Annotated in this window: 17 protein-coding genes; 12 read left to right on the top strand and 5 right to left on the bottom strand. The window is 71.8% G+C overall.

The annotated features are described in order from the left end of the window. Positions 1 to 6 precede the first annotated feature (6 nt). The 7 genes from AB0K73_RS00505 (at position 7) to AB0K73_RS00535 (ending at position 9,721) form a co-directional block, all read left to right on the top strand. Complete coding sequence (locus AB0K73_RS00505; protein WP_360511148.1) at positions 7 to 1,035, top strand: FUSC family protein; 1,029 nt, start codon at positions 7 to 9, stop codon at positions 1,033 to 1,035. A gap of 76 nt (positions 1,036 to 1,111) precedes the next feature. Beyond that, on the top strand, positions 1,112 to 1,957 hold the full coding sequence (locus AB0K73_RS00510) for a tryptophan-rich sensory protein (protein ID WP_360511147.1): 846 nt from the start codon (positions 1,112 to 1,114) through the stop codon (positions 1,955 to 1,957). Positions 1,958 to 2,420: 463 nt separating this feature from the next. After that, complete coding sequence (locus AB0K73_RS00515; protein ID WP_360511146.1) at positions 2,421 to 2,951, top strand: hypothetical protein; 531 nt, start codon at positions 2,421 to 2,423, stop codon at positions 2,949 to 2,951. A gap of 96 nt (positions 2,952 to 3,047) precedes the next feature. After that, positions 3,048 to 5,975, top strand: coding sequence for an aminotransferase (locus tag AB0K73_RS00520; protein ID WP_364774743.1), 2,928 nt, complete (start codon positions 3,048 to 3,050; stop codon positions 5,973 to 5,975). A gap of 203 nt (positions 5,976 to 6,178) precedes the next feature. After that, positions 6,179 to 7,255: a hypothetical protein gene (locus tag AB0K73_RS00525; RefSeq protein ID WP_360511144.1), complete on the top strand. Its 1,077-nt coding sequence runs from the start codon at positions 6,179 to 6,181 to the stop codon at positions 7,253 to 7,255. Continuing rightward, entirely contained in the window at positions 7,252 to 7,977 is a 726-nt protein-coding gene (locus AB0K73_RS00530; RefSeq protein WP_360511143.1) for an alpha/beta family hydrolase, read from the top strand. The genes AB0K73_RS00525 and AB0K73_RS00530 overlap by 4 nt, the downstream gene beginning before the upstream one ends. A 112-nt stretch (positions 7,978 to 8,089) precedes the next feature. Then, positions 8,090 to 9,721: a molybdopterin-dependent oxidoreductase gene (locus tag AB0K73_RS00535; protein WP_360511142.1), complete on the top strand. Its 1,632-nt coding sequence runs from the start codon at positions 8,090 to 8,092 to the stop codon at positions 9,719 to 9,721. A 34-nt stretch (positions 9,722 to 9,755) separates the two neighbouring features. Here AB0K73_RS00535 and AB0K73_RS00540 read toward each other — a convergent pair whose 3' ends face one another. Further along, positions 9,756 to 10,127 carry an HNH endonuclease signature motif containing protein gene (locus tag AB0K73_RS00540; protein ID WP_360511141.1) on the bottom strand — a complete coding sequence of 124 codons (372 nt, stop codon included), beginning with the start codon at positions 10,125 to 10,127 and terminating at the stop codon, positions 9,756 to 9,758. Between the two features lie 134 nt (positions 10,128 to 10,261). Between AB0K73_RS00540 and AB0K73_RS00545 the strand changes: the two genes are divergently transcribed. After that, entirely contained in the window at positions 10,262 to 10,732 is a 471-nt protein-coding gene (locus tag AB0K73_RS00545) for a TM2 domain-containing protein (protein ID WP_360511140.1), read from the top strand. Between the two features lie 7 nt (positions 10,733 to 10,739). On the opposite strand, the gene AB0K73_RS00550 is transcribed toward AB0K73_RS00545, so the two are convergent. Next, positions 10,740 to 12,512, bottom strand: coding sequence for an amidase (locus AB0K73_RS00550; RefSeq protein ID WP_360511139.1), 1,773 nt, complete (start codon positions 12,510 to 12,512; stop codon positions 10,740 to 10,742). Positions 12,513 to 12,651: 139 nt separating this feature from the next. After that, positions 12,652 to 13,692, bottom strand: coding sequence for an agmatine deiminase family protein (locus AB0K73_RS00555; RefSeq protein WP_360511138.1), 1,041 nt, complete (start codon positions 13,690 to 13,692; stop codon positions 12,652 to 12,654). Positions 13,693 to 13,770: 78 nt separating this feature from the next. Between AB0K73_RS00555 and AB0K73_RS00560 the strand changes: the two genes are divergently transcribed. Both AB0K73_RS00560 and AB0K73_RS00565 read left to right on the top strand, forming a co-directional pair. Then, positions 13,771 to 14,451 (top strand): TetR family transcriptional regulator C-terminal domain-containing protein, encoded by a 681-nt coding sequence (locus tag AB0K73_RS00560; RefSeq protein ID WP_360511137.1) that lies wholly within the window; start codon positions 13,771 to 13,773, stop codon positions 14,449 to 14,451. A 51-nt stretch (positions 14,452 to 14,502) separates the two neighbouring features. Beyond that, positions 14,503 to 18,177: a TM0106 family RecB-like putative nuclease gene (locus tag AB0K73_RS00565; protein WP_360511136.1), complete on the top strand. Its 3,675-nt coding sequence runs from the start codon at positions 14,503 to 14,505 to the stop codon at positions 18,175 to 18,177. Here AB0K73_RS00565 and AB0K73_RS00570 read toward each other — a convergent pair. Continuing rightward, positions 18,167 to 18,601, bottom strand: a complete 435-nt coding sequence (locus tag AB0K73_RS00570) for a YdeI/OmpD-associated family protein (protein ID WP_360511135.1) — start codon at positions 18,599 to 18,601, stop codon at positions 18,167 to 18,169. The genes AB0K73_RS00565 and AB0K73_RS00570 overlap by 11 nt on opposite strands. 109 nt (positions 18,602 to 18,710) lie before the next feature. On the opposite strand from AB0K73_RS00570, the gene AB0K73_RS00575 reads away from it, so the two are divergent. Then, positions 18,711 to 18,944 carry a glutaredoxin domain-containing protein gene (locus AB0K73_RS00575; protein WP_360511317.1) on the top strand — a complete coding sequence of 78 codons (234 nt, stop codon included), beginning with the start codon at positions 18,711 to 18,713 and terminating at the stop codon, positions 18,942 to 18,944. 16 nt (positions 18,945 to 18,960) lie between these two features. Here the strand turns inward: AB0K73_RS00575 and AB0K73_RS00580 are convergent, their stop codons facing one another. Then, positions 18,961 to 19,959 carry an LLM class F420-dependent oxidoreductase gene (locus tag AB0K73_RS00580; RefSeq protein WP_360511134.1) on the bottom strand — a complete coding sequence of 333 codons (999 nt, stop codon included), beginning with the start codon at positions 19,957 to 19,959 and terminating at the stop codon, positions 18,961 to 18,963. 133 nt (positions 19,960 to 20,092) lie between these two features. Here AB0K73_RS00580 and AB0K73_RS00585 point away from each other — a divergent pair, with 133 nt between their 5' ends. Next, positions 20,093 to 20,497, top strand: coding sequence for a hypothetical protein (locus AB0K73_RS00585; protein ID WP_360511133.1), 405 nt, complete (start codon positions 20,093 to 20,095; stop codon positions 20,495 to 20,497). The last annotated feature ends 22 nt before the right edge of the window (positions 20,498 to 20,519 follow it).

Consider the following 20,519-nt stretch of genomic DNA (forward strand, 5'->3'; position numbering starts at 1 on the left):
TGGCGCATGCGCATCACGGCGACGTTCCGGGCGACGACGCGGGCGCCGCTGCTGCAGGTCCTGAAGTCGGCGGTCGCGACCATCGCCGCGTGGCTGGTCGCGGGCTGGCTGGTGCAGGGCGAGTTGCCGGTGTTCGCGGCGATCGCCGCCCTGCTCGTCGTGCAGCCGAGCGTGAACCAGTCGTTGGGCAAGGCCGTGGAGCGGTCGATCGGCGTGATCCTCGGGGTGCTCGTCGCGTCGGGTCTCTCGCTCGCGCTGGGGCAGAGCACGTGGGTGATCCTCGTGGCGGTCGTCGTCGCGATGCTCGTCGCGTGGCTTCTGAAGATGACGCCCGTGACCTCGAACCAGGTGGCGATCAGCGCCATGCTCGTGCTCGCGCTCGGCGCGTCCTCGCCGGAGTACGCGCTCGACCGGGTGCTCGAAACCCTCATCGGTGCGGCGATCGGCATCATCGTGAACGCGCTCATCGTGCCGCCCGTGGCGGTGACGCCGGCTCGGGAGCAGCTCGCCGGCCTCGGCGGTGAGCTCGCGGCATCCGTCGACCGGCTGGCCGACGCGCTCGAGCAGGCGCGCTCGCAAGCCGACCTCGAGGGACTCATGATCGAGGCACGGCTGCTGCGTCCGATGCGGGATGCCGCGGATACCGCGATCGTCGCCGGTGAGGAGTCGCTCACGCTCAATCCGCGCCGCTCCGCGCACCGCGACGAGTTGCGGCAACTGCGGGAACTGCTCACGAAGCTGAGCCCGATCGTGACCCAGCTGATCGGGATGACGCGCGCGTTCGCCGACCACTACGACGAGACGCTGCACGACGAGCCGACAGTGCGCGCCATCGCCGAGCAGCTGCGCCGGGTCGCGCACGACGTACGCCTGGCCGCGCGCGTCGCGGAGCCCGAGCCCGAGCCGCTCACGTCGGAGACGCCGGCACTGACCTCGGCGCTCGTGGTCGCACCGCCGAAGTCGGGGCACTGGATCCTCGTGGGCTCGCTCATGGAGGACCTGCGGCGCATTCGCGAGGAACTCCGCGCGGATTGACGGGGGTGGACGCGTCACCTGCATAGGCTGGCACTGCGACACGACCGGGATCGACGAGACGACGGCAGGAGCGGTGATGACGACGACGTCAGCGGCGGCAGGACAGCGGACGGGCGGCGACCTGGTCCGGCAGCTCACGGTTGCGGTGAGCGCAGTGGTGGCTGTGGTGGGAGCGTTCATCGGCTCGGGCGCAGCGGGCGGGACGCCGATCCAGGATGCCGCGGGCGGCGCGCTCGCTGCCGATGCGACGCTCATCGCCCCCGGCGGGCCGGCGTTCGGCATCTGGTCGGTCATCTACGTCGGGCTGCTTGCGTATGCGGTGTGGCAGTTCCTGCCTGGGCAGCGCACCGACGAGCGGCACCGCCGGGTCGGCTATCCGGTGGCCGCGTCGCTCGTGCTCAATGCGGCGTGGATCCTCAGCATCCAGTTCGACGTGCTCTGGCTCAGCGTGCCCGTCATCGTGGTGCTGCTCGTCGTGCTCGTCTACGCGTTCGGTCAGTGCTTGGAGTACCCGCCGAAGAACGTCGTCGACGGGATCGTGACCGATGGCACCGTGGGGCTCTACCTGGGATGGGTGGTCGTCGCGACGGCCGCGAACGTGACGGCAGCGCTCGTGGCGGCGGGGTTCGACGGGTGGGGGATCCCGCCAGAGACCTGGGCGGTGATCGTGGTCGCCGTCGCGGGTCTCGTGGGCGGCGCGCTCGCCGTGTGGGACCACGGACGCATCGCGCCGACACTCTCGCTCTGCTGGGGGCTCGCCTGGATCGCAATCGCTCGGCTGACGGATGCCCCGGGCTCGACCGTCACCGGAGTGGCGGCGATCGTCGCCGTGGTCGCCGTCCTCGTGGCGACGGTCACGGCGCGCGTGGCGGCGGAGCTGCGCCAGCGTCGCGCCGCGGCACGGCCTCCGGCGGCGGCCTGACGGGCGCTGCCACGCGTGGGGGCGATCTCGCGCAATCCGGACGACAGTTTCGCTGGCGGATGCGGTCGCCTCCGGCACTCCGGCACTTCGGCACTTCGGCACTTCGGCACTTCGGCACTTCGGCACTTCGGCACTTCGGCACTTCGGCACTTCGGCACTTCGGCACTTCGACACCTCGGCACTTCGGCACTTCGACACCTCGGCACTTCGGCACTTCGGCACTTCGGCACTTCGACACTTCGGCACTTCGACACTTCGGCACTCCCGCACCTCGGCACTCCGGGACATCGGCACCGACTCCGTGAATGAAACGGTCGTTCGCTCGACGCGTCCTCCACAGGTCCCCGGCGGCGGTCGCGTTTCACATCTCGTTCGCACAGACGAATGGCGCAGACGCGCGCGGCTAGCGTGGGCACGCCCTCGCGACTCGCGGTGGCCAACTCAGAAGAGAGCAGGAGTCGACTTGTCCGAGCGCAGCGTGAAGATCGACGCGTCGACCGGTCTGATGGTCGCCGACCTGGCGCATTTCCTGGGTCGCACGAAGAAGGCCGTGCTGCACGAGGCCGTCCTCGCCTTCACCGAGGTGCACGAACGCACGATTTCCCACGGCGCCGCGGTCTCGGCCGACCGCGCGGCCGGGACATCCGGCTCCTTGGAAGGGGCGCGACTCCTGGCCGCGGCGGCCGGCGACGTCGGGTCACTGCCGCTCCGCGACCGCATCACCGTGCTTCGCCGCCAACTCCTCGACGTGCTCCGCCGCTACGACGCGCAGAATCCGCGCATCGTCGGCGACCTCGCGCGAGGCGTCGACACCGACATCCTCGAACTCCTCGTGGAACGCGACCTCGTCTCAGCGCGCTGGAACCTCCTGGAGTGCATCCACGAGTCGCAACAGCTGCTCGACGCCACGGTGCATCTCCACGACGCGACGGCGCTGCAGCTGCTCGCATCCGACCGGCTCGAGCGCCTCGAGCGCGAGGCCGTCCCGCTCTGACCGGCGCGACGGCGAACGGCGGGCAGCCGGTTCGACGTGGCGGCTATCCCGGCGCATCAGGCCGGGTGGCTATCGTCGAAGCGGAAAGGGGCGCGGATGTCGCACGCCAGCAACGGAGACCCAGGTCGCACGACGGACGGCGATGCCCGATCGGGTGCCACCGGATTCGACTTCTTCGAGGCCGGTGAACTGCCCGCGCCGAACCTGCCCGCCGCAGAGGTCGCCCGCATCGTGCGCGAGCACTGGCGCCTCGACGTCGAGCTCCAGACGCTCGGCAGCCAGCAGGACCAGAACTTCCTCGCCAGCGCCGGCGGCTCCCCCGTCGGCGTCGTCAAGATCACCAACCCCGCGTTCACGGCGACCGAGCTCGCGGCACAGGAAGCGGCAGCGGCACGCATCGCAGCGAGCGCGCCCGACCTGCGCATCGCCACGACGACGACGGATGCCTCGGGCTCGCCACGTCACGCCGTCGCCGAAACGAGCGACGGTCCCCGGAGCATCCGACTCATCCACTACCTGCCCGGTGGCACCCTGTCCGGCGGCGGATACCTCTCGCCGCCCACCATCGCCCGGATGGGCGAACTCACCGCACGCACGAGCCTCGCCCTCGCCGACTTCGAGCACGACGGACTCGACCGCGTGCTGCAGTGGGACCCGCGGCACGCCGACCGTGTCGTCGAACTCCTCGCGCCGCATCATCCCGATCCCTCGCGACGCACGCAGGTGACGGATGCCGCGGCCGCCGCCTGGGCACGCCTCGCCACCGTTGCCGCCGACCTGCCGCAGCAGGCCGTGCACCTCGACCTGACCGATGACAACGTCGTCTGCACGACCGAGCGCGGCATCCGCTCGCCCGACGGGCTGATCGACTTCGGCGACGTGACGCGGAGCTGGGCCGTCGCGGAGCTCGCGATCACGATCTCGTCGGTGCTGCACCACGCGGGCGCCGAGCCCGCGTCGGTGCTGCCGGCCGTGCGCGCCTTCCACGAGCGGCGACCGCTCTCACCTGCCGAGATCGCCGCCGTCTGGCCGCTCGTGGTGCTGCGCGGCGCGGTACTCGTCGTGAGCGGCGAGCACCAGGTGCAGCTCGACGGCGGCGCCAACGCCTACGCCACGAGCGGCGTGGAACGAGAGTGGCGCATCTTCGAGCAGGCCGTCTCGGTGCCGATCGACGTGATGACGGCGGTGATCGCCGACTCGCTGGGTGTCGACGTCGGTGCTGCAGAAGCGTCGACGGAGACGCGGCTCGAGACCTCCCCGGGCGACGTCGCCCGCGCGGTTCGCCTCGACGTCTCGATCACGTCCGACGACGTCGACGCCGGGGCCTGGCTCGACGCCGACCTCGAGGAGCGGCTGGCGCTGGCGGCGCTCGATGCCGGAGCATCCGTCGCCTGGCTCGAGCGCGGTACGCCCCGGCTCAGCGCGTGCCGCATCCGCTCGGCCTCGTCGTCGGCGACCGTGCCGACGGGCATCGACGTCTGGTTCGCCGAGCCGCAGAAGCTGAGCGCTCACGGCGGCTCGCGGCTCGTCATCGAGATGGCCGACGGCGCGATCATCCTCGACGGCGCAGTGCTCGCGCGCACACGCGCGCGCATCCGGCTCGAGAAGCCGGGAGCCCCGCGCTTGCCGCACCTCGTGCGCCCCGAGTACGCGACCGGCTGGCTCGCGCTGACCGAAGATCCCGCACAGGCAATGGGGCTGGGTGGCGTTGGCACCGGTCCCTCGACCATCGCAACGAGCGATGCCGCGACCCTCATCGCCCGCCGCGACCGCTCGTTCGCCGACGTGCAGGGGCACTACTACGCCGACCCGCCCCGCATCGAGCGCGGTTGGCGCGAGCACCTCATCGGCACCGACGGGCGTGTCTTCCTCGACATGGTGAACAATGTCACGCCGCTCGGACACGGCCACCCGAAGCTCGCGGCGGCCGTCGCGAAGCAGCTGCGCACGCTCAACACCAACTCCCGCTTCAACTACGGCGCCGTCGTCGCATTCTCCGAACGCCTTGCCGCCCTGCTCCCCGACCCGCTCGACACGGTGTTCCTCGTGAACTCCGGATCGGAGGCCACCGATCTCGCCATCCGCGTCGCCCTCGCCGCCACCGCGCGCCGCGACGTCGTCTCACTGCTCGAGGCCTACCACGGCTGGACATACGCGTCCGACGCCGTGAGCACCTCGACCGCCGACAACCCGAACGCGCTCGCGACGCGCCCCGACTGGGTGCACGCTCTCGATGCGCCGAATCCGTTCCGCGGCGTCCATCGGGGGGCGGATGCCGCGCGCTACGCGCCTGAGGCCGCCGACCGCATCCGCCGCCTCGCCGCCGACGGCCGCCCCGCCGCCGCCCTCATCGCCGAGACCTTCTCCGGCAACGCCGGCGGCATCCCGCTGCCCGACGGCTACCTCGCCGAGGTGTACTCGGCCGTTCGCGAGGTCGGCGGGCTGGCGATCGCCGACGAGGTGCAGGCCGGATACGGGCGCCTCGGCCACTGGTTCTGGGGCTTCGAGCAGCAGGGCGTCGTGCCCGACATCGTCGCCGTGGCGAAGGCCGCCGGCAACGGGTATCCGCTCGGTGCCGTCATCACGACGCGTGCGATCGCCGCCCGTTTCCGCACGCAGGGCTACTTCTTCTCCTCGACGGGCGGGAGTCCGGCGTCGAGCGTCGCGGGGCTCGCCGTGCTCGACGCGTTCAAGGAGGAGCGGCTGCAGGAGAACGCCGCCGAAACCGGCGGGTACCTCAAGCACCGCCTCGAGGAGCTCGCCTCGCGGCATCCGCTCATCGGCACCGTGCACGGACTGGGGCTGTACCTCGGGGTCGAGTTCGTACGCGACCGCGAGACCCTCGAGCCCGCGACCGAGGAGACCGCCGCGATCTGCAACCGGCTGCTCGAGCTCGGCGTCATCATGCAGCCGACCGGCGACCACCAGAACGTGCTGAAGACGAAGCCGCCGCTGTGCCTCGCTCGCGAGTCGGCCGACTTCTTCGTCGACATGCTCGACCGGGTGCTCGTCGAGGGCTGGTAGGCCCGGGCCCGATAGGGCACCCCCACGAGCCTGTCAAGTGAACAATCGCTGGGAATCAGTCAGAACGGGTGGGCGGGAACCGGGTCCACTCCCTATGCTGGGCGCCATCGGCCCTGATGGGTCGAGATCGGCGGGTCCGTGAAGGATATGCCCACATCCTCCACGGACCCGCTCCCTGCCCTCCGCGCTCCTAGACTGAGCCCGTGCTCATCGCCGTCATCCTGGTCGCGATCGTTCCGGCGTTCCTCATCCTCGGGCTCGGGATCGTGGCGCGCGCCGTCGCCGCGCAACGCGTGAGCGGGCGCATCGTGCAGTACGCACCCGAGCGCGGGTCGACGGTGCTGCGCGACGCGCTGCTCATGGGTGCCGACCGGCGGGCGGCATCCGCTGCCCTCATCGACCTCGCGGTGAAACGCAAGGTGCGGCTCCTCGCCGGCGGACGCTCGAAGCGCGAGCCCATCGGCGCCGAGCTCGTGCCCGGGGCGACGTTCGCCCTCGAGGAACTCGAGCTGCTCGAGGCGCTGTTCGGTCCCGACCACACCCACAGCCGGGTGCGGCGGTTCTCGGCAGACCGGCGCGCCCTCGCGGCACGACTTCGCGCGGTGGTGTCCGATGCCGAGCACGCCCTCGCACGCGACGGACTCATCGCCGAACGCCGCACCACGTGGCCCGGGATGACGCTCACGGTGCTCGCCTACCTCGGCATGTTCGTCGAGGCGCTGCTCATCGTCGTGACCCTCGTCAACGCCGACTGGCCTGCCCTCGTCGCCACCCTCATCGCGCTTGCAGCCACGATCGCGACCATCGTCGTGACGCCGTCGTCGTGGCGGCGATTCCTGCCGGCCGCGCGCCCGAGGCGGGAGCATCTCGACGGACTCCGTCAGTACCTCGCGCTCGCCGAGACCGAGCGGATGCGCGTGCTCCAGTCGCCGAGCGGCGCCGAGCTGCGGGCGACGGATGCCTCGACCACGCGCTCCGCCGCCGACCTCGCGACCGAGCCGGTGGCGCGATTCCACCTGCACGAACGGCTGCTGCCGTATGCGGTGCTGTTCGGGCTCGAGCGCGAGTGGATGGCGCAGCTCCGCCTCGAGCACGAAGCGCTCGAGCGCAGCAACCTCGACACGCTCATGGATGCCATCGACGTCACCGCCGACGTCGCGCTCGCCCTCGACGCGGCGGGTGGCGCCGTGGAGCTCGTCGCCGCCGTCGGCGACCTCTTCGACGCGGGCGGCGCCGTACTCGAGGGCGTCGGAAACCTCTTCGATGCGTTCAGCTCATGACCGACGAACAGCGGCAGGCGGGGGAGCCGCGGCGGGCCGACGAGCAGCGGATCACCGTCGACGTCGACGGCACGCCCGTCTCGGGGGTGTACGCCCGGCCCGCGGATGCCGCGGCCACGATCGTCGTCGCACACGGCGCGGGTGCCGGCATGGAGCACCCGTTCATGTCGGGATTCACGCGGGCGATGGACGCGCTCGGGTTCGCAACCCTGCGCTTCAACTTCCCGTACCGGGAGGCCGGACGCCGGTTCCCCGACCGACCGCCCGTGGCGATCGCGACCTGGCGCGCCGTGATGGCTGCCGCCACGGCTCGCGCCGCCGCGGCCGGCTCACCCGATGAGCCCATCTGGGCCTCGGGCAAGTCCTTCGGCGGCCGCATGGCGTCGATGGCCGTCGCCGACGGAATGCCCGCGGCGGGCCTCATCTACCTCGGGTACCCGTTGCACCCCCCCGGCAGGCCCGAGAAGGCGCGCGACGAGCACCTTGTGGGGGTCACCGTGCCGATGCTCTTCCTGCAGGGGCGCAACGACCCGTTCGCGATCCCGAACGAGCAGCTCGACGAGGTCGTGGCGCGCATCGGGCCGACGGCGACGCTGCAGTGGGTGGAGAACGCGAACCACTCGTTCGAGGTGAAGGGCGCGAAGCGTCCGGCCGCGGAGGTCGGTGCGGGGCTCGCCGCGCCGGTCGCGGCGTTCCTCGTGGCGCAGACGCCCGCCGGGTGACCCGGCGCCGCTCAGCGGCCCACGGGTGAAGGACGGTGCCGAGTCCTTACGGTCTGAGGAACTCGTTTCCGACCGTGGGCTGAGGCGCTCGCGACGCGCGTAGCCTGAACACATGAGCGAGGCGAACGGGCGCGCACGCCCATGGATGATGCCCGCCGCGGCGGGTGTGGCATCCGTCGCCTTCGGGACCGGCGTCGGCGAGCTGTCGGCGGCGCTGCTCGCACCGGCCTCGAGTCCCTTCGTCGTCGTCGGCGCGCTCCTCATCGACCTCGCGCCGTCGTGGGCGAAGGATGCCGCGATCGCGCTCTTCGGCACCGCCGACAAGGCCGCCCTGCTCGTCGGCATCGGCCTCGTGCTGCTCACCGTCGCGGGCGCTGCCGGGGTACTCGAGGTGCGCCGTCCGCCGTTCGGGCGCCTGCTGATCGCGCTCCTCGGCGCCGTCGGCGTGCTCGCGGCCGTGACCCGCGCGAATGCGACGATGCTCGCCTTCGCCCCGCCCGCGATCGCGGCCATCGCCGCCGTGCTCGCGCTGCAGCTCCTGCTGCGACGAGTGCCCGTGGCGCCGCTCGAGCGCGTGCCGAGTCGCAGGACGAACGACGCGACACGCGGGGCCGACGCCGGCGGGTCGCCCGATGCATCCTTCGACTCGAGAAGCGGAGCCGCGGACACCGCCGCGACGGTCGACCGGCGCCGCTTCCTCGGCTGGGCGGGCGGCGCCGTCGCGCTCGGCGCGATCGCCGCCATCGGTGGTTACGCGTTGCAGGCGGGCTCCCGCGCGGTCACCGCGATCCGCGACACCATCACGCTGCCCCGTGCCGCCGCCGCCGCGGAGGTGCCCGGCACGGCCGAGCTCGGCATCGACGGCCTCGCGCCCGTGATCACCCCGAACGCGCAGTTCTACCGCATCGACACGGCGCTCGCGGTGCCGGCGGTCGACCCTGAGAGCTGGGCCCTCCGCATCCACGGGATGGTCGAGCGCGAGGTCACCATCACGTGGGAGGAACTGCTGGCCCTCCCCCTCGAGGAGAGCGTGACGACGCTCGCCTGCGTCTCGAACGAGGTCGGCGGCGGCCTCATCGGCAACGCGGTGTGGCTCGGCCATCCCATCCGCGAAGTGCTCGCACGCGCGGCACCGAGCGCCGACGCCGACATGGTGCTCTCGCGCAGTGTCGACGGCTTCACGGCGTCCACGCCGCTCGCCGTGCTCCAGGACGACCGCAACGCGATCCTCGCGGTCGGCATGAACGGCGAGCCGTTGCCGGCCGAGCACGGGTTCCCGGTGCGGATGGTGGTGCCCGGACTGTACGGTTACGTCTCCGCGACGAAGTGGGTGGTCGATCTCGAGGTCACGCGCTTCGACCGCGCGACCGCCTACTGGACCGACCGGGGCTGGAGCGAGCGCGGCCCCATCAAGCTCTCGTCGCGCATCGACGTGCCCCGCCGTGGCCAGTCGCTGAGCGCCGGCCCGATCACGGTCGCGGGCGTGGCCTGGCACCAGCACGTCGGCATCGAGCGCGTCGAGGTGCAGGTCGATGACGGCGCGTGGGAGCCCACCACCCTCGCCACCGCGATCTCGGTCGACACGTGGGTGCAGTGGCGCTACGAGTGGGACGCGACATCCGGGACCCACACGCTGCGGGTGCGAGCCGTGAGCGCCGACGGCGAGGTGCAGACGGCCGACGTGCAGGGTGTCGTGCCCGACGGCGCGACGGGGCTGCACGAGCGCAGCGTGAGGGTCGGCTGACGCGCCGGGACTCGCGGGAACGAGCGTCCGCTCCTCAGGACGTCGCGGCACCCGGCGGGGCGAAGCGCGCGGCGAGCTCGAGTGCGATCTCGCGGTACCGGAGCAGGAAGGCGCGCTCGTCGAGCCGCTTGTGCCGCAGCCACGTGGTGACCTCGTCGTTGCACTTGCTCGCGTTGCACGACGCGCACGCGGGCACGACGTTCTCGAGTGTGTACCGACCCCCGCGCGAGATCGGCAGCACGCAGTCGCGCTGCAGCAGACCCCCGGTCGCGCCGCAGTAGGCGCAGCCGCTCCACTCCGCGGTGAGCGCCGCCCACTGCGCGTCGCTGAGGTCGTGCGAGACGCGCGCCATGCGACGCTTGCGCCGCCGCGCGTACACCGCCGAGCGGGAACGACTGACCGCCATGGCGGCAGACTAGCCCCCACGACCTGCGGAACCGGATCAGAGCCTCGGCGTGCTCGGATGCCGCGGCGGGACCTTCGACCCATCGCGAACGTCGGAGCGTCGCGCACACTGGGCGGGTCGAGGAGGTAACCGTCATGACCGCGTACCCGCCCGAAGATCCGAACCGACCACCCGCCTACCAGCCGCCCGCCGGTGCGCCCGTGCCGCCAAGGACGACGGGCACGGGATCGACCGAACCGTCGCCTCGCTCCTTCATCGCCACGTGGATGTTCGCCTGGCTCCTCGGGTTCTTCGGTGTCGACCGCTTCTACCTGGGCAAGATCGGCACCGGCATCCTGAAGCTGCTCACCATCGGCGGGCTCGGCATCTGGTGGCTCATCGACCTCATCCTCACGCTCGCCGGCGTGCAGCGCGACAAGGAGGAGCGCCTGCTTCCCGACTACGAGCAGCACAAGATGATCGCCTGGATCATCACGGCCGCCGGATTCGGGCTGTGGCTCCTGACTTCCACCATCTCCACCGCATTCGGCGGACTCTGGGACAACATGGGCCCCATGATGCCGGGCTGGGACTGGCAGGACTGGCAGGACTGGCGGAACGACTGACCCGACGTCAGTCGAGCCGGGGCGTACGCGGCGGCTCCGCGCGCCGCCGGCCGGTCGCCTCGAACGCGGCGGCGAGCACCAGGAGGGCCGTGTCGTCGTAGGCGCGTCCGGCGAACGTGAGGCCAACGGGCATCCGGATGTCCCGCAAGAGCCCCATGGGCACGGTCACGGTCGGGATGCCGAGGTGCCGCGGCACGAGGTTGCCGTTCGCGACCCACACGCCGTTGCGCCAGCCGAGGTCGGCGGAGGCGGGGTTCACGTCCATGTCGGCCGGCGCGACGTCCGCGACCGCGGGGAAGACGACCGCATCCAGGCCGAGTGCGTCCATCCACTCCTCGAGGTCGATGCGGCGGGTCTCCTCGAGTCCGCGCAGCCCCGACTCGAGCTCGGGCATACCCGCCCACGTCGCCCCGGGGTGCGACCGAACCCACTCGGGGTAGGCCGCGATGTCGTCGTCGAATCCGGAGTAGCGGTCGACCACGCCCTCGGGCCGCGGGAAGATGCGCGACCCGTCGACCTCGACGAGCGAATGCAGCGCCGGGTCGCCGTTCGCCTGCAGGAAGTCCTCCCAGGCCCACGCCGACAGGTCGAGGATCTCGCGCTTCAGGTACTCGGGGCTGACGAGCCCGCGCGTCGCGATCGTGGGCGCCCCGGGCCGGTCGCCCTCGTAGTTCGACACGACCGGGAAGTCGACCTCGATCACCTCGGCGCCCGCGGTCTCGAGGTCGCGCCGGGCGGCCTCCCAGAGCTCGATGACGGATGCCCGCGTCTCGATGCGCTGCCCGGTGGATCCGCCGATCCCCGGGGTGCGTCCCGGCTCGGCCGTTCCCGCATCCGGGTCGGCGTTGACGTACATGCGGGGGACGCCGAACCGCCTGCCGGCGAGCGCCCCGCGTGCTGCGACCGCCCCGCGTCCGGCCGCGGCCGCCCCGGCCGGATCGTCGCCGGGGAGCAATCCGACGTACGACGTCGGCCGCACCGACGATGCGGCCGGGATCTCGACCCACCGCTGCACGCGCCAGAAGTCGCCCCGGGTCTCGGGGTCGTCGGCGACGATGACGTCGAGCACCTCGAGCAGGTCGGCCATGGTGCGGGTGTGCGGCACGACCACGTCCATGGTCGGCACGAGCGGCCAGTTGCCGCGCACCGAGATGACACCCCTCGAGGGGGTGTACGCGCAGAGCGCGTTGTTCGACGCGGGCGCACGTCCGCTCGACCAGGTCTCCTCACCGAGACCGAACGCGGCGAACGACGCCGCGGTCGCGGTGCCCGATCCGTTCGACGACCCCGAGCCGAACGCGGCGGTGAGGTAGTCGGCGTTGTACGGGCTCTCGGCGCGGCCGTACAGGCCACGCTGCATGCCGCCGTTCGCCATGGGCGGCATGTTCGTGAGCCCGATGAGCACGGCGCCGGCGGCCCGGAGGCGCTCGATCGTGAACGCGTCGCACTGGGCGACGAGGTGCTCGAACGCGGGGGAGCCGGCCGCGGCGGTGAGGCCCCGCGAGAGGTAACTGTCCTTGGCGGTGTAGGGGATTCCGTCGAGTGGGCCGAGCGTCTCACCCCGGGCGCGGCGCTCGTCCGAGGCACGGGCGTCGGCCAGCGCCTCGGGGTTTCGCACGACGACGGCGTTGAGCGCCGTGGTTGTTCCCGGGGCGTCGTACGCGTCGATGCGTGCGAGGTACGCCTCGACGAGCTCGACCGCGGTCGTGCGCCGCTCCTCGAGCGCGCGTCGCAGTTCGGCCACGGATGCCTCGACCACGTCGAACCCCGAGCTGCTCATCGCCCGCCCCCGGCCATCCGACGTGCAGGAGATTGCCTCATTCGCAGGACGGTCGCGGGGGCTGTCGTCCTGCGAATCGGACGTCCTCCTGCGGACTGCAGGCGGAAGAGGGAGGCGAGCTGGGAATCGACTGCATCGCTCATCGCGCCGCCTCCACACGGGGCTGCTGCTGCGTGATGCAGTGGATACCGCCGCCACGCGCGAGGATCGGCCGGGCGTCGACGGTCACGACCTCGCGCCCCGGGTAGGCGGCCGCGAGCAGGTCGCGCGCCGCGGCATCCGCTCGCTCGTCGCCGTACCCGCACGCGATCACGCCGCCGTTCACGACGACGTGGTTCACGTAGTTCCAGTCGACGAAGCCCTCGTCGTCGCGCAGCTGCGCGGGCGCGGGCAGGTCGACGATCTCGAAGCGGCGGCCCGCGGCATCCGTCGCTTCCGACAGGAACGCCCGCAACTCGCGCATCACGACGTGATCGGGGTGCTCGGGATTCGGCTGCTCGTGCAGGAGCAGCGTGCCCGGCGACGCGATGGTCGCCACCATGTCGACGTGGCCGCGCGTGCCGAGGTCCTCGTAGTCGCGGGTCAGGCCGCGGGGGAGCCAGACGACCGTCGTCGCGCCGATCGTGCGGGCGAGCTCGGCCTCGACGCGAGCACTGTCGGCGTGGGGGTTGCGGCCGGGGTCGAGCTGCACGGTCTCGGTGACGAGCACGGTGCCCTCGCCGTCGGCGTGGATCGCGCCACCCTCGTTGACGAGCACCGACGACACGAGCTCGGCGCCCGCGGCATCCGTCACGAAACGGCCGATCTCGCGGTCGTTCGCCCACGACGCCCACTTCGGCGCCCCCCAGCCGTTGAAGATCCAGTCGACGCCGCCGAGCACGCCTGGGCGTTCGTCGTCGACGACGAACGTTGGGCCCATGTCGCGCATCCAGTAGTCGTCGAGCGGCGCCTCGAGTTGCTCGATGTCGGCCGAGAGCATGCGGCGGGCGCGATCGCGCTCGACCGGGTCGATCACCATCGTCACGGGCTCGAACCGGGCGACGGCGTGCGCGACGGCCGTCCATGCGGCGTACGCCTCCTCGGGCGACGCGGCGTCGTCGCCGAGCGTCAGACCCGGGCGGGGGAACGCCATCCACGTGCGCTCGTGCGGCGCGGTCTCTGCTGGCATGCGCCACGACATGGCCACCTCCTGTGCGGGTTACGGATGCTGCGGCATCCGTTCGACTATTATTGATCATACGATCAACAAGAGGTGCGGATGTCAAGAGCGCAGCCCCGGCCGTCGGCCCGCAAGTCGCCCACCGAGCGCGCCGTCGAGATCACGGATGCCGCGCGCGTCCTCGCCCTCGAACACGGGCTCACCGCCGTGACCCTGCGGAGCGTCGCCGCCCGAGTGGGCGTGACCCCGGCGCTCGTCGCCCACTACGAGCCGAGCATGGACGCGCTCCTCGCCGCCACCTTCACGACGATCGTCTCGGCCGAGATCGACGAGGTCGAACGGCTCATCGGCGACGCGCCGACGCCGACGGCGCGCCTCGCCGCCCTCATCGACACGCTCCTCGACGGCACGCGCGACGACGTGACCGTCGTGTGGGTCGAGGCGTGGGCACTCGGACGGCGCAACGAGGTGCTCGCGGCATCGGTGCGCGCGCAGATGGACGCCTGGCAGGCCGTCGTGCAGGGCATCGTCGAGGCGGGTGTCGCGGGCGGGGAGTTCCAGGCGACGGATGCCGCGGCCGTCGCCTGGCAGGTCCTCGGCATGATCGACGGGCTCAACGCGCTGGCGCTCGTGCGCTGGGGGGATGCGGCAGCACGCGGTTCGCTGATCGGGGCGGCCGTCGAGGGGATGCTCGGGCTCGCGCGCGGTGCGCTCGCGGCCGCACGGGCAGCCGAGCCCGCGGCCGGGCGCGTGGTCGAGGCATCCGATCGCGGCCGATGATGTCGGATGCTCGGGCTACGGTGAAGAACTGAGGCGACGGGAGGAAGCCGAATGTACCTGGTCGACGGCACCGTCGTCACGAGCGCGAGTGACCTGAAGAAGGCCTCCGACTGCGAGTTCGCGTTCCTGCGCGAGCTCGACGTGAAGCTCGGCCGCGACACGCTCTTCGAGCCCGTCGCCGACCCCATGCTCGAGCGGGCGGGCCGCCTCGGCGACGAACACGAGCTCCGTGTGCTCGCGTCGTACCGCGAGCGTTTCGGCGCGGGCGTGGCCGAGATCGAGCGACCCGACCTGCGCGACGCCGACCAGGTGGCCGAGGCGGTCGCCGCGACACTGGCGGCCTTCGAGTCGGGCGCACCCGTGGTGTTCCAGGCGACGTTCGTCGACGACGGCTTCGTCGGGTTCGCCGACTTCATCGTGCGCCAGCCCGACGGCCGCTACCTCGTGCAGGACTCGAAGCTCGCCCGCCGTGCCCGCGTCACGGCGCTGCTGCAGCTCGCCGCCTACGCGACGCAGCTCGATCGGCTCGGCATCCCCCGCGCCGACACCGTCGAGCTGCTGCTCGGCGACGGCACCACGAGCTCGCACCGGCTCGACGACATCGAGCCCGTCTACCTGTTGCGGCGAGCGCGCCTCGAGCAGATCGTGGCCGACCGCGTCGCCGACGACGGCCCGGTTCGGTGGGGCGACCCGCGCTACACGCTCGACGGCCGGTGCCCCACGTGCGACCTCGAGGTGCAGGCCCACCGCGACCCACTCCTCGTCGCCGGCATGCGCACGACGCAGCGCGTGCACCTCTTCGAGGCGGGCATCGCGACGATCGACGAGTTCGCCGCCTCTGAAGGCCCGATCGACGGCATCCTCGAAGCCACGCTCGACGGCCTGCGGCTGCAGGCGAAGCTGCAACTCGCCGCCGAGGCGGCCACCGCCGCGGCCGAGGCGGCCGGGCAGCTCACTCCCGACGACCCGCCGCTGCCGCCGCCCGTCGTCGTCCGCGAACCCGGCGCGCTCGCCGCCATCCCGACACCCGACGCCGGCGACCTCTTCTTCGACTTCGAGGGCGACCCCCTCTACACCGAGGGGCCGGCCACCGACTGGGGGCTCGATTACCTCTTCGGCATGATCGACACCGACGAGCAGTTCACGCCGCTCTGGGCGCACAGCTTCGCGGAGGAGCGCGAGGCGCTCGTGCGCTTCCTCGAACTCGTGAAGCTGCGTCGGGCGGCGCACCCCGACATGCACATCTACCATTACGCGAGCTACGAACGCACGCACCTCACGTCGATCGCAGCGCGCCACAGCGTCGGCGAGGCCGAGGTCGATCAGCTGCTCGCCGACGGCGTGCTCGTCGACCTCTATCCGGTCGTGAAGCGCGCGGCGCGGGTGGGCAGCCGGTCGTATTCCATCAAGAAGCTCGAGCCGCTCTACATGGGCGACGAACTGCGTCAGGCCGACGTGAAGTCGGGCGGGGATTCGATCCTCGAATACGTGCGGGCACGCGAGCTCCTCGCGACCGGCAGCGTCGACCCCGCCACGGGCCTGGCCGGTGCCGCCGCTGCGCAGCACGTGCTCGACGACCTCGCCGAGTACAACCGCTACGACTGCGTCTCGACGCTGCGGCTGCGCGACTGGCTCCTCGACATCGCGCGTCGCGAGCACATCGAGCCGGTGCCGGCACTGCTCCTCGCCGAGCCCACGGGCAAGCAGTACGGGGCGAGCCCCCTTGCGGTGCAGCTGCAACGGATCGCCGGCCCGGCAGACGACCCCGAGCGAGACGCCGACCACACGGCGCTCGCCCTCGCGGCCGCCGCGATCGACTACCACGACCGCGAGTCGAAGACGTTCTGGTGGGGCCACTTCTTCCGCGTGGAGCAGCCGCTCGAGGCATGGGAGGACCACCGCGACGTGCTCGTCGTCGACCCCGCGCGCACCGTCGTGCTGCAGGACTGGTACCGCGACGGGCGGCAGCAGTTCGACCGCCGCGAGCTCCTGCTGCGCGGCCGCATCGCGCCGGGCTCGAAGTTCAGCCCCGGAGCCGACGTCTTCGTGCTCTACGAGTGGCCGGCACCGTTCCCCTCGAACTCGCGTCGGCCGGGCTCGCGCGCGTCGGCGAACGCGACCGTCATCGAGGCGACTGCAGACGGTGTCCGCATTCAGGAGCGATCGGTCGCCGGCGAGACCTGGCGTGGCCTGCCCATGGCGCTCGTTCCGGGAACTCCCCCGCCCGCCGGGCGACAGAAGGATGCGATCGCCGAGTGGGCCGCACCGCTCGCCTCCGCGTATCCGTCGTGGCCGCAGGATCCGGCCGTCGACCTGCTCCGACGCATCCCGCCGCGCACCCGCTCGGGAGCGCTCGCGCCGCTTCCCGACCACGAGTACGTGGGCGCCGTCGTGCGCTCCCTCGGCGACCTCGACGACTCGTACCTGGCCGTGCAGGGCCCGCCCGGTACCGGTAAGACGTACGTCGCCTCCCGGGTCATCGCCCGGCTCGTCGGCCACCACGGCTGGAAGATCGGCGTGGTCGCGCAGTCGCATGCCGTCGTCGAGCACCTGCTCGATGCCGTCGTCGGCGCCGGACTCGACCCTCGCCTCGTCGCGAAGGCGCCGAAAGACCGAGACGACGGCGTCGAGCGTGGATGGACCGTCATCGAGAAGAACGGGGCATCCGCCTTTCTCGCGGCGAACGAGGCGAGCGGCTTCGTCTACGGCGGCACCGCCTGGGACTTCGCGAATGCCGACCGGGTGGGCCGGCGAGCACTCGACCTCCTCGTGGTCGACGAAGCGGGGCAGTTCTCGATCGCGGCCACCATCGCGGCGTCCGTCGCGGCGCGCCGCCTGCTCCTGCTCGGCGATCCGCAGCAGCTTCCGCAGGTGAGTCAGGGCACCCACCCCGAGCCCGTCGACACCTCGGCGCTCGGGTGGATCGCCGACGGCCATGACGTGCTGCCCGCCGAGTACGGGTACTTCCTCGCCGAGAGCCGCCGGATGCATCCGGCACTCGCGGCCCCCGTCTCGCACCTCTCCTACGAGGGCGAGCTGCGGTCGCACGACTGCGCGGCACTGCGCGGCATCGAGGGCGTCGCACCCGGACTCACGCCCGTGCCCGTCGAGCACGACGGCAACACCACCGAGTCGATCGAGGAGGCACGTGAGGTCGTGCGCCTCGTGGGCGACCTGCTCGGCCGGGCGTACACCGGCACCCGGGAGTCGCCCGACGGCCCCGTCCAGGCTCCCCCGCGGCCACTGCGGCAGACCGACCTCATCGTGGTCACGCCCTACAACGCGCAGCTCGCGCTCGTGCGCGAGCTGCTCGACCGGGCAGGACACACCGACGTGCCTGTCGGCACCGTCGACAAGTTCCAGGGCCAGGAGGCCGCCGTCGCGATCGTCTCCCTCGCCGCGTCGTCGGCGACCGTCGCACCGCGCGGGGTCGAGTTCCTGCTCCTGAAGAACCGGCTCAACGTCGCCATCTCGCGCGCGAAGATCGCCGCGTTCCTCGTCTACTCGCCGGGCCTGCTCGACGCACTCCCCCGCACGCCGCAGGGCGTGGCGCAGCTCAGCGCGTTCGCGCGGCTCGTGGGTGTCGAGCTCCCCCGGTTCGGCCGGGGATCCGCAGCGGAGGCTGCGACGACGAGTGCGTCGACCGATGCGTCGTCGACCGATGCGTCGACGACGGATGCGTCGACGACGGATGCCGCGACGGAGCCGGTGGCCGCTACTCAGTGAGCTTGGCGACCGCCGCCGCGATGCGACGCTGCCGGGTCTCCTCGGTCTTCGCCCCCTCGACCGCCGTCACGTGTGCCTTCCGATGACTCGGTGCCAGCCGATCCCACGCCTCTCGCGCTCCGGGTGCCGCGTCGAGCGCCGCCGCGAGGTCGTCGGGAACCTCGACGGTGCGCGGCGCCGTGTCCACCTCGAGGTCGACCACGATGTGGTCGCCACCCTGGATCCCGGTTGCCGCCCGCTTGTCGGAGCTGAACGGGATGAGGTAGCGACCGCCCATCACGGCGACCGTGCTGCGGTACTCGTAGCCGTTGACCGTGACGACCACCGGCGGCTTGCGCCCCGCGCCGAGGGCGTCGATCACGTCAGGGGGCACCTCGATGCCGGTGTTGTTGCCCGACAGGTACATCGTCGTCTCGAACCGCATGGGCCGAGTCTGCCAGTGCCGCGCGAAGCTGGGAATACCGCACAGGCTCGATACGTAGGGTAACGACGTGACTTCCCCCACGACTGACCTCAGCCCTGCCCGCATCACGATGTACGGCGCCGACTGGTGCGGCGACTGCCGCCGCTCGAAGGCGCTCCTCGAGCGCCACGGCATCGACTACGAGTACATCGATCTCGAACGGGTCGTCGAGGCCGCCGCGCGCGCCAAGGCGATCTCGGGCCGCACGAACATCCCGGTCATCGTGTTCCCCGACGGCACGCACCTCACCGAGCCCACCGACGCGCAGCTCCGGGCGAAGCTCGACGAGGCCGAAGCCGCGTAGGCGGGCCGCCGAGGGCTCAGCGGAGCGCGGGCATGACCTCCGAGGCGAAGAGCTCCAGACCCGAGCGGTCGTAGGCCGCCTCGGGGAAGTAGTGGATCGCGTACGAGAGCCCGAGCTCCCGACGCTCCGCGAGCTTCGCCGCCACCTGCGACGGGGTGCCGACGAGCGCCAGCGGTCCATGCAGGTCGGCCATGTAGCCCGCCATCTTCTCGGTGCCGAGGAATGGCGCGAGCCGCGCCTCGATGGCGTCGAGCCGGCGCGCGACATCCGCGTCATCCGTGCCGATCACGGTGTTGAAGTTCGACGAACGCACGATCGCGTCGAAGTCGGTGCCGAGCGCCTCGCAGTGCCCGCGCAGCACGTCGCTCTTGTGCGCGAACACCTCGGGCGTTCCGGTGAAGTTCGTGTACGACGCGTACTTCGCGGCGATCCTGAGCGTGACCTTCTCGCCGCCACCCGCGATCCAGAACGGGAGTCCGCCCTCCTGCAGAGGCAGCGGCCGCACGATGGCGCCATCGACCTGGTAGTGCTTGCCGTCGAGCGTGGCCGTCCCGGTGGTCCAGGCCTGACGCATGATCTCGACGCCCTCGCGCAGCATCGCGAGCCGGTCGGGCACCGGCGGGAAGCCGTAGCCGTAGGCCCGCCACTCGTGCTCGTACCATCCGCCGCCGATGCCCATCTCGACCCGCCCGCCCGACACGATGTCGACGGTCGCGGCGACCTTCGCGAGGTACGCGGGATTGCGGTACCCCATGCACGTGCACATCTGGCCGAGCCGCACGCGTGACGTCGACGCGGCGAAGGCCGACATCAGCGACCACGCCTCGTGCGTCGCCTCGGTCTCGCTCGGCACCGGGGTGGTGTGGAAGTGGTCGTACACCCAGATGGACTCCCACCCCGAGTCGGGCGCGTCGGCGGACTGGGCGAGGGAGCGCATCACCTCCCAGTGGTCGGCCGGCTCGATGCCGACGAGATCGTGACGCCAACCCTGGGGAATGAACATTCCGAATCGCATGCGCTCCAGCCTAGGGCCGGCGATGCCACCCAGAAAGCGCTTCCCGGCAAGCTACCCGGGAACGCGGGAGCACGACGGAGAATCAGCGCCAGCCCTGAGGACGCCGACGCCGCGCATCCGTAGCTTCGGTTGAATGACGACCCCCATCCACTGCGATTTCTCGCCGTACGACTTCAGCGCCACCGCCATCCGCACCTCCGACGGCCGGCTCGTGCAGGTCAGCGGGTCGGGTCTCTGCCCCACCGCCGGCTGGGAGCTGCGTCTGGTCGCCGCCGGGCGCGGAGGCCTGCCGCACCCCGGCCGCCTGCGGCTCGAACTCCGCGAGGCTCCGCCGCGCACGGCGCCGCGCCTCCTCACCGAGACCACGGTCGACGTCACCATCGAGGACACGCGTGCCGTCGAGGTCGAGATCCGGTTCGGCTGGCGCGAGGGCTTCGTCATCCCGGTGCGCGAGGGCGCGCCGCGACGCGGGGTCAGGTCGCCGCTGCGCGGGCGAGCGGATGCCGCATCCGATCGCGTCGCGACATCCGTTCGCTGATCACCGCTGCGCGGTCGGCGCC

The sequence above is a fragment of the Agromyces sp. NPDC052230 genome, assembly GCF_040679595.1.
Classification (GTDB): domain Bacteria; phylum Actinomycetota; class Actinomycetes; order Actinomycetales; family Microbacteriaceae; genus Agromyces.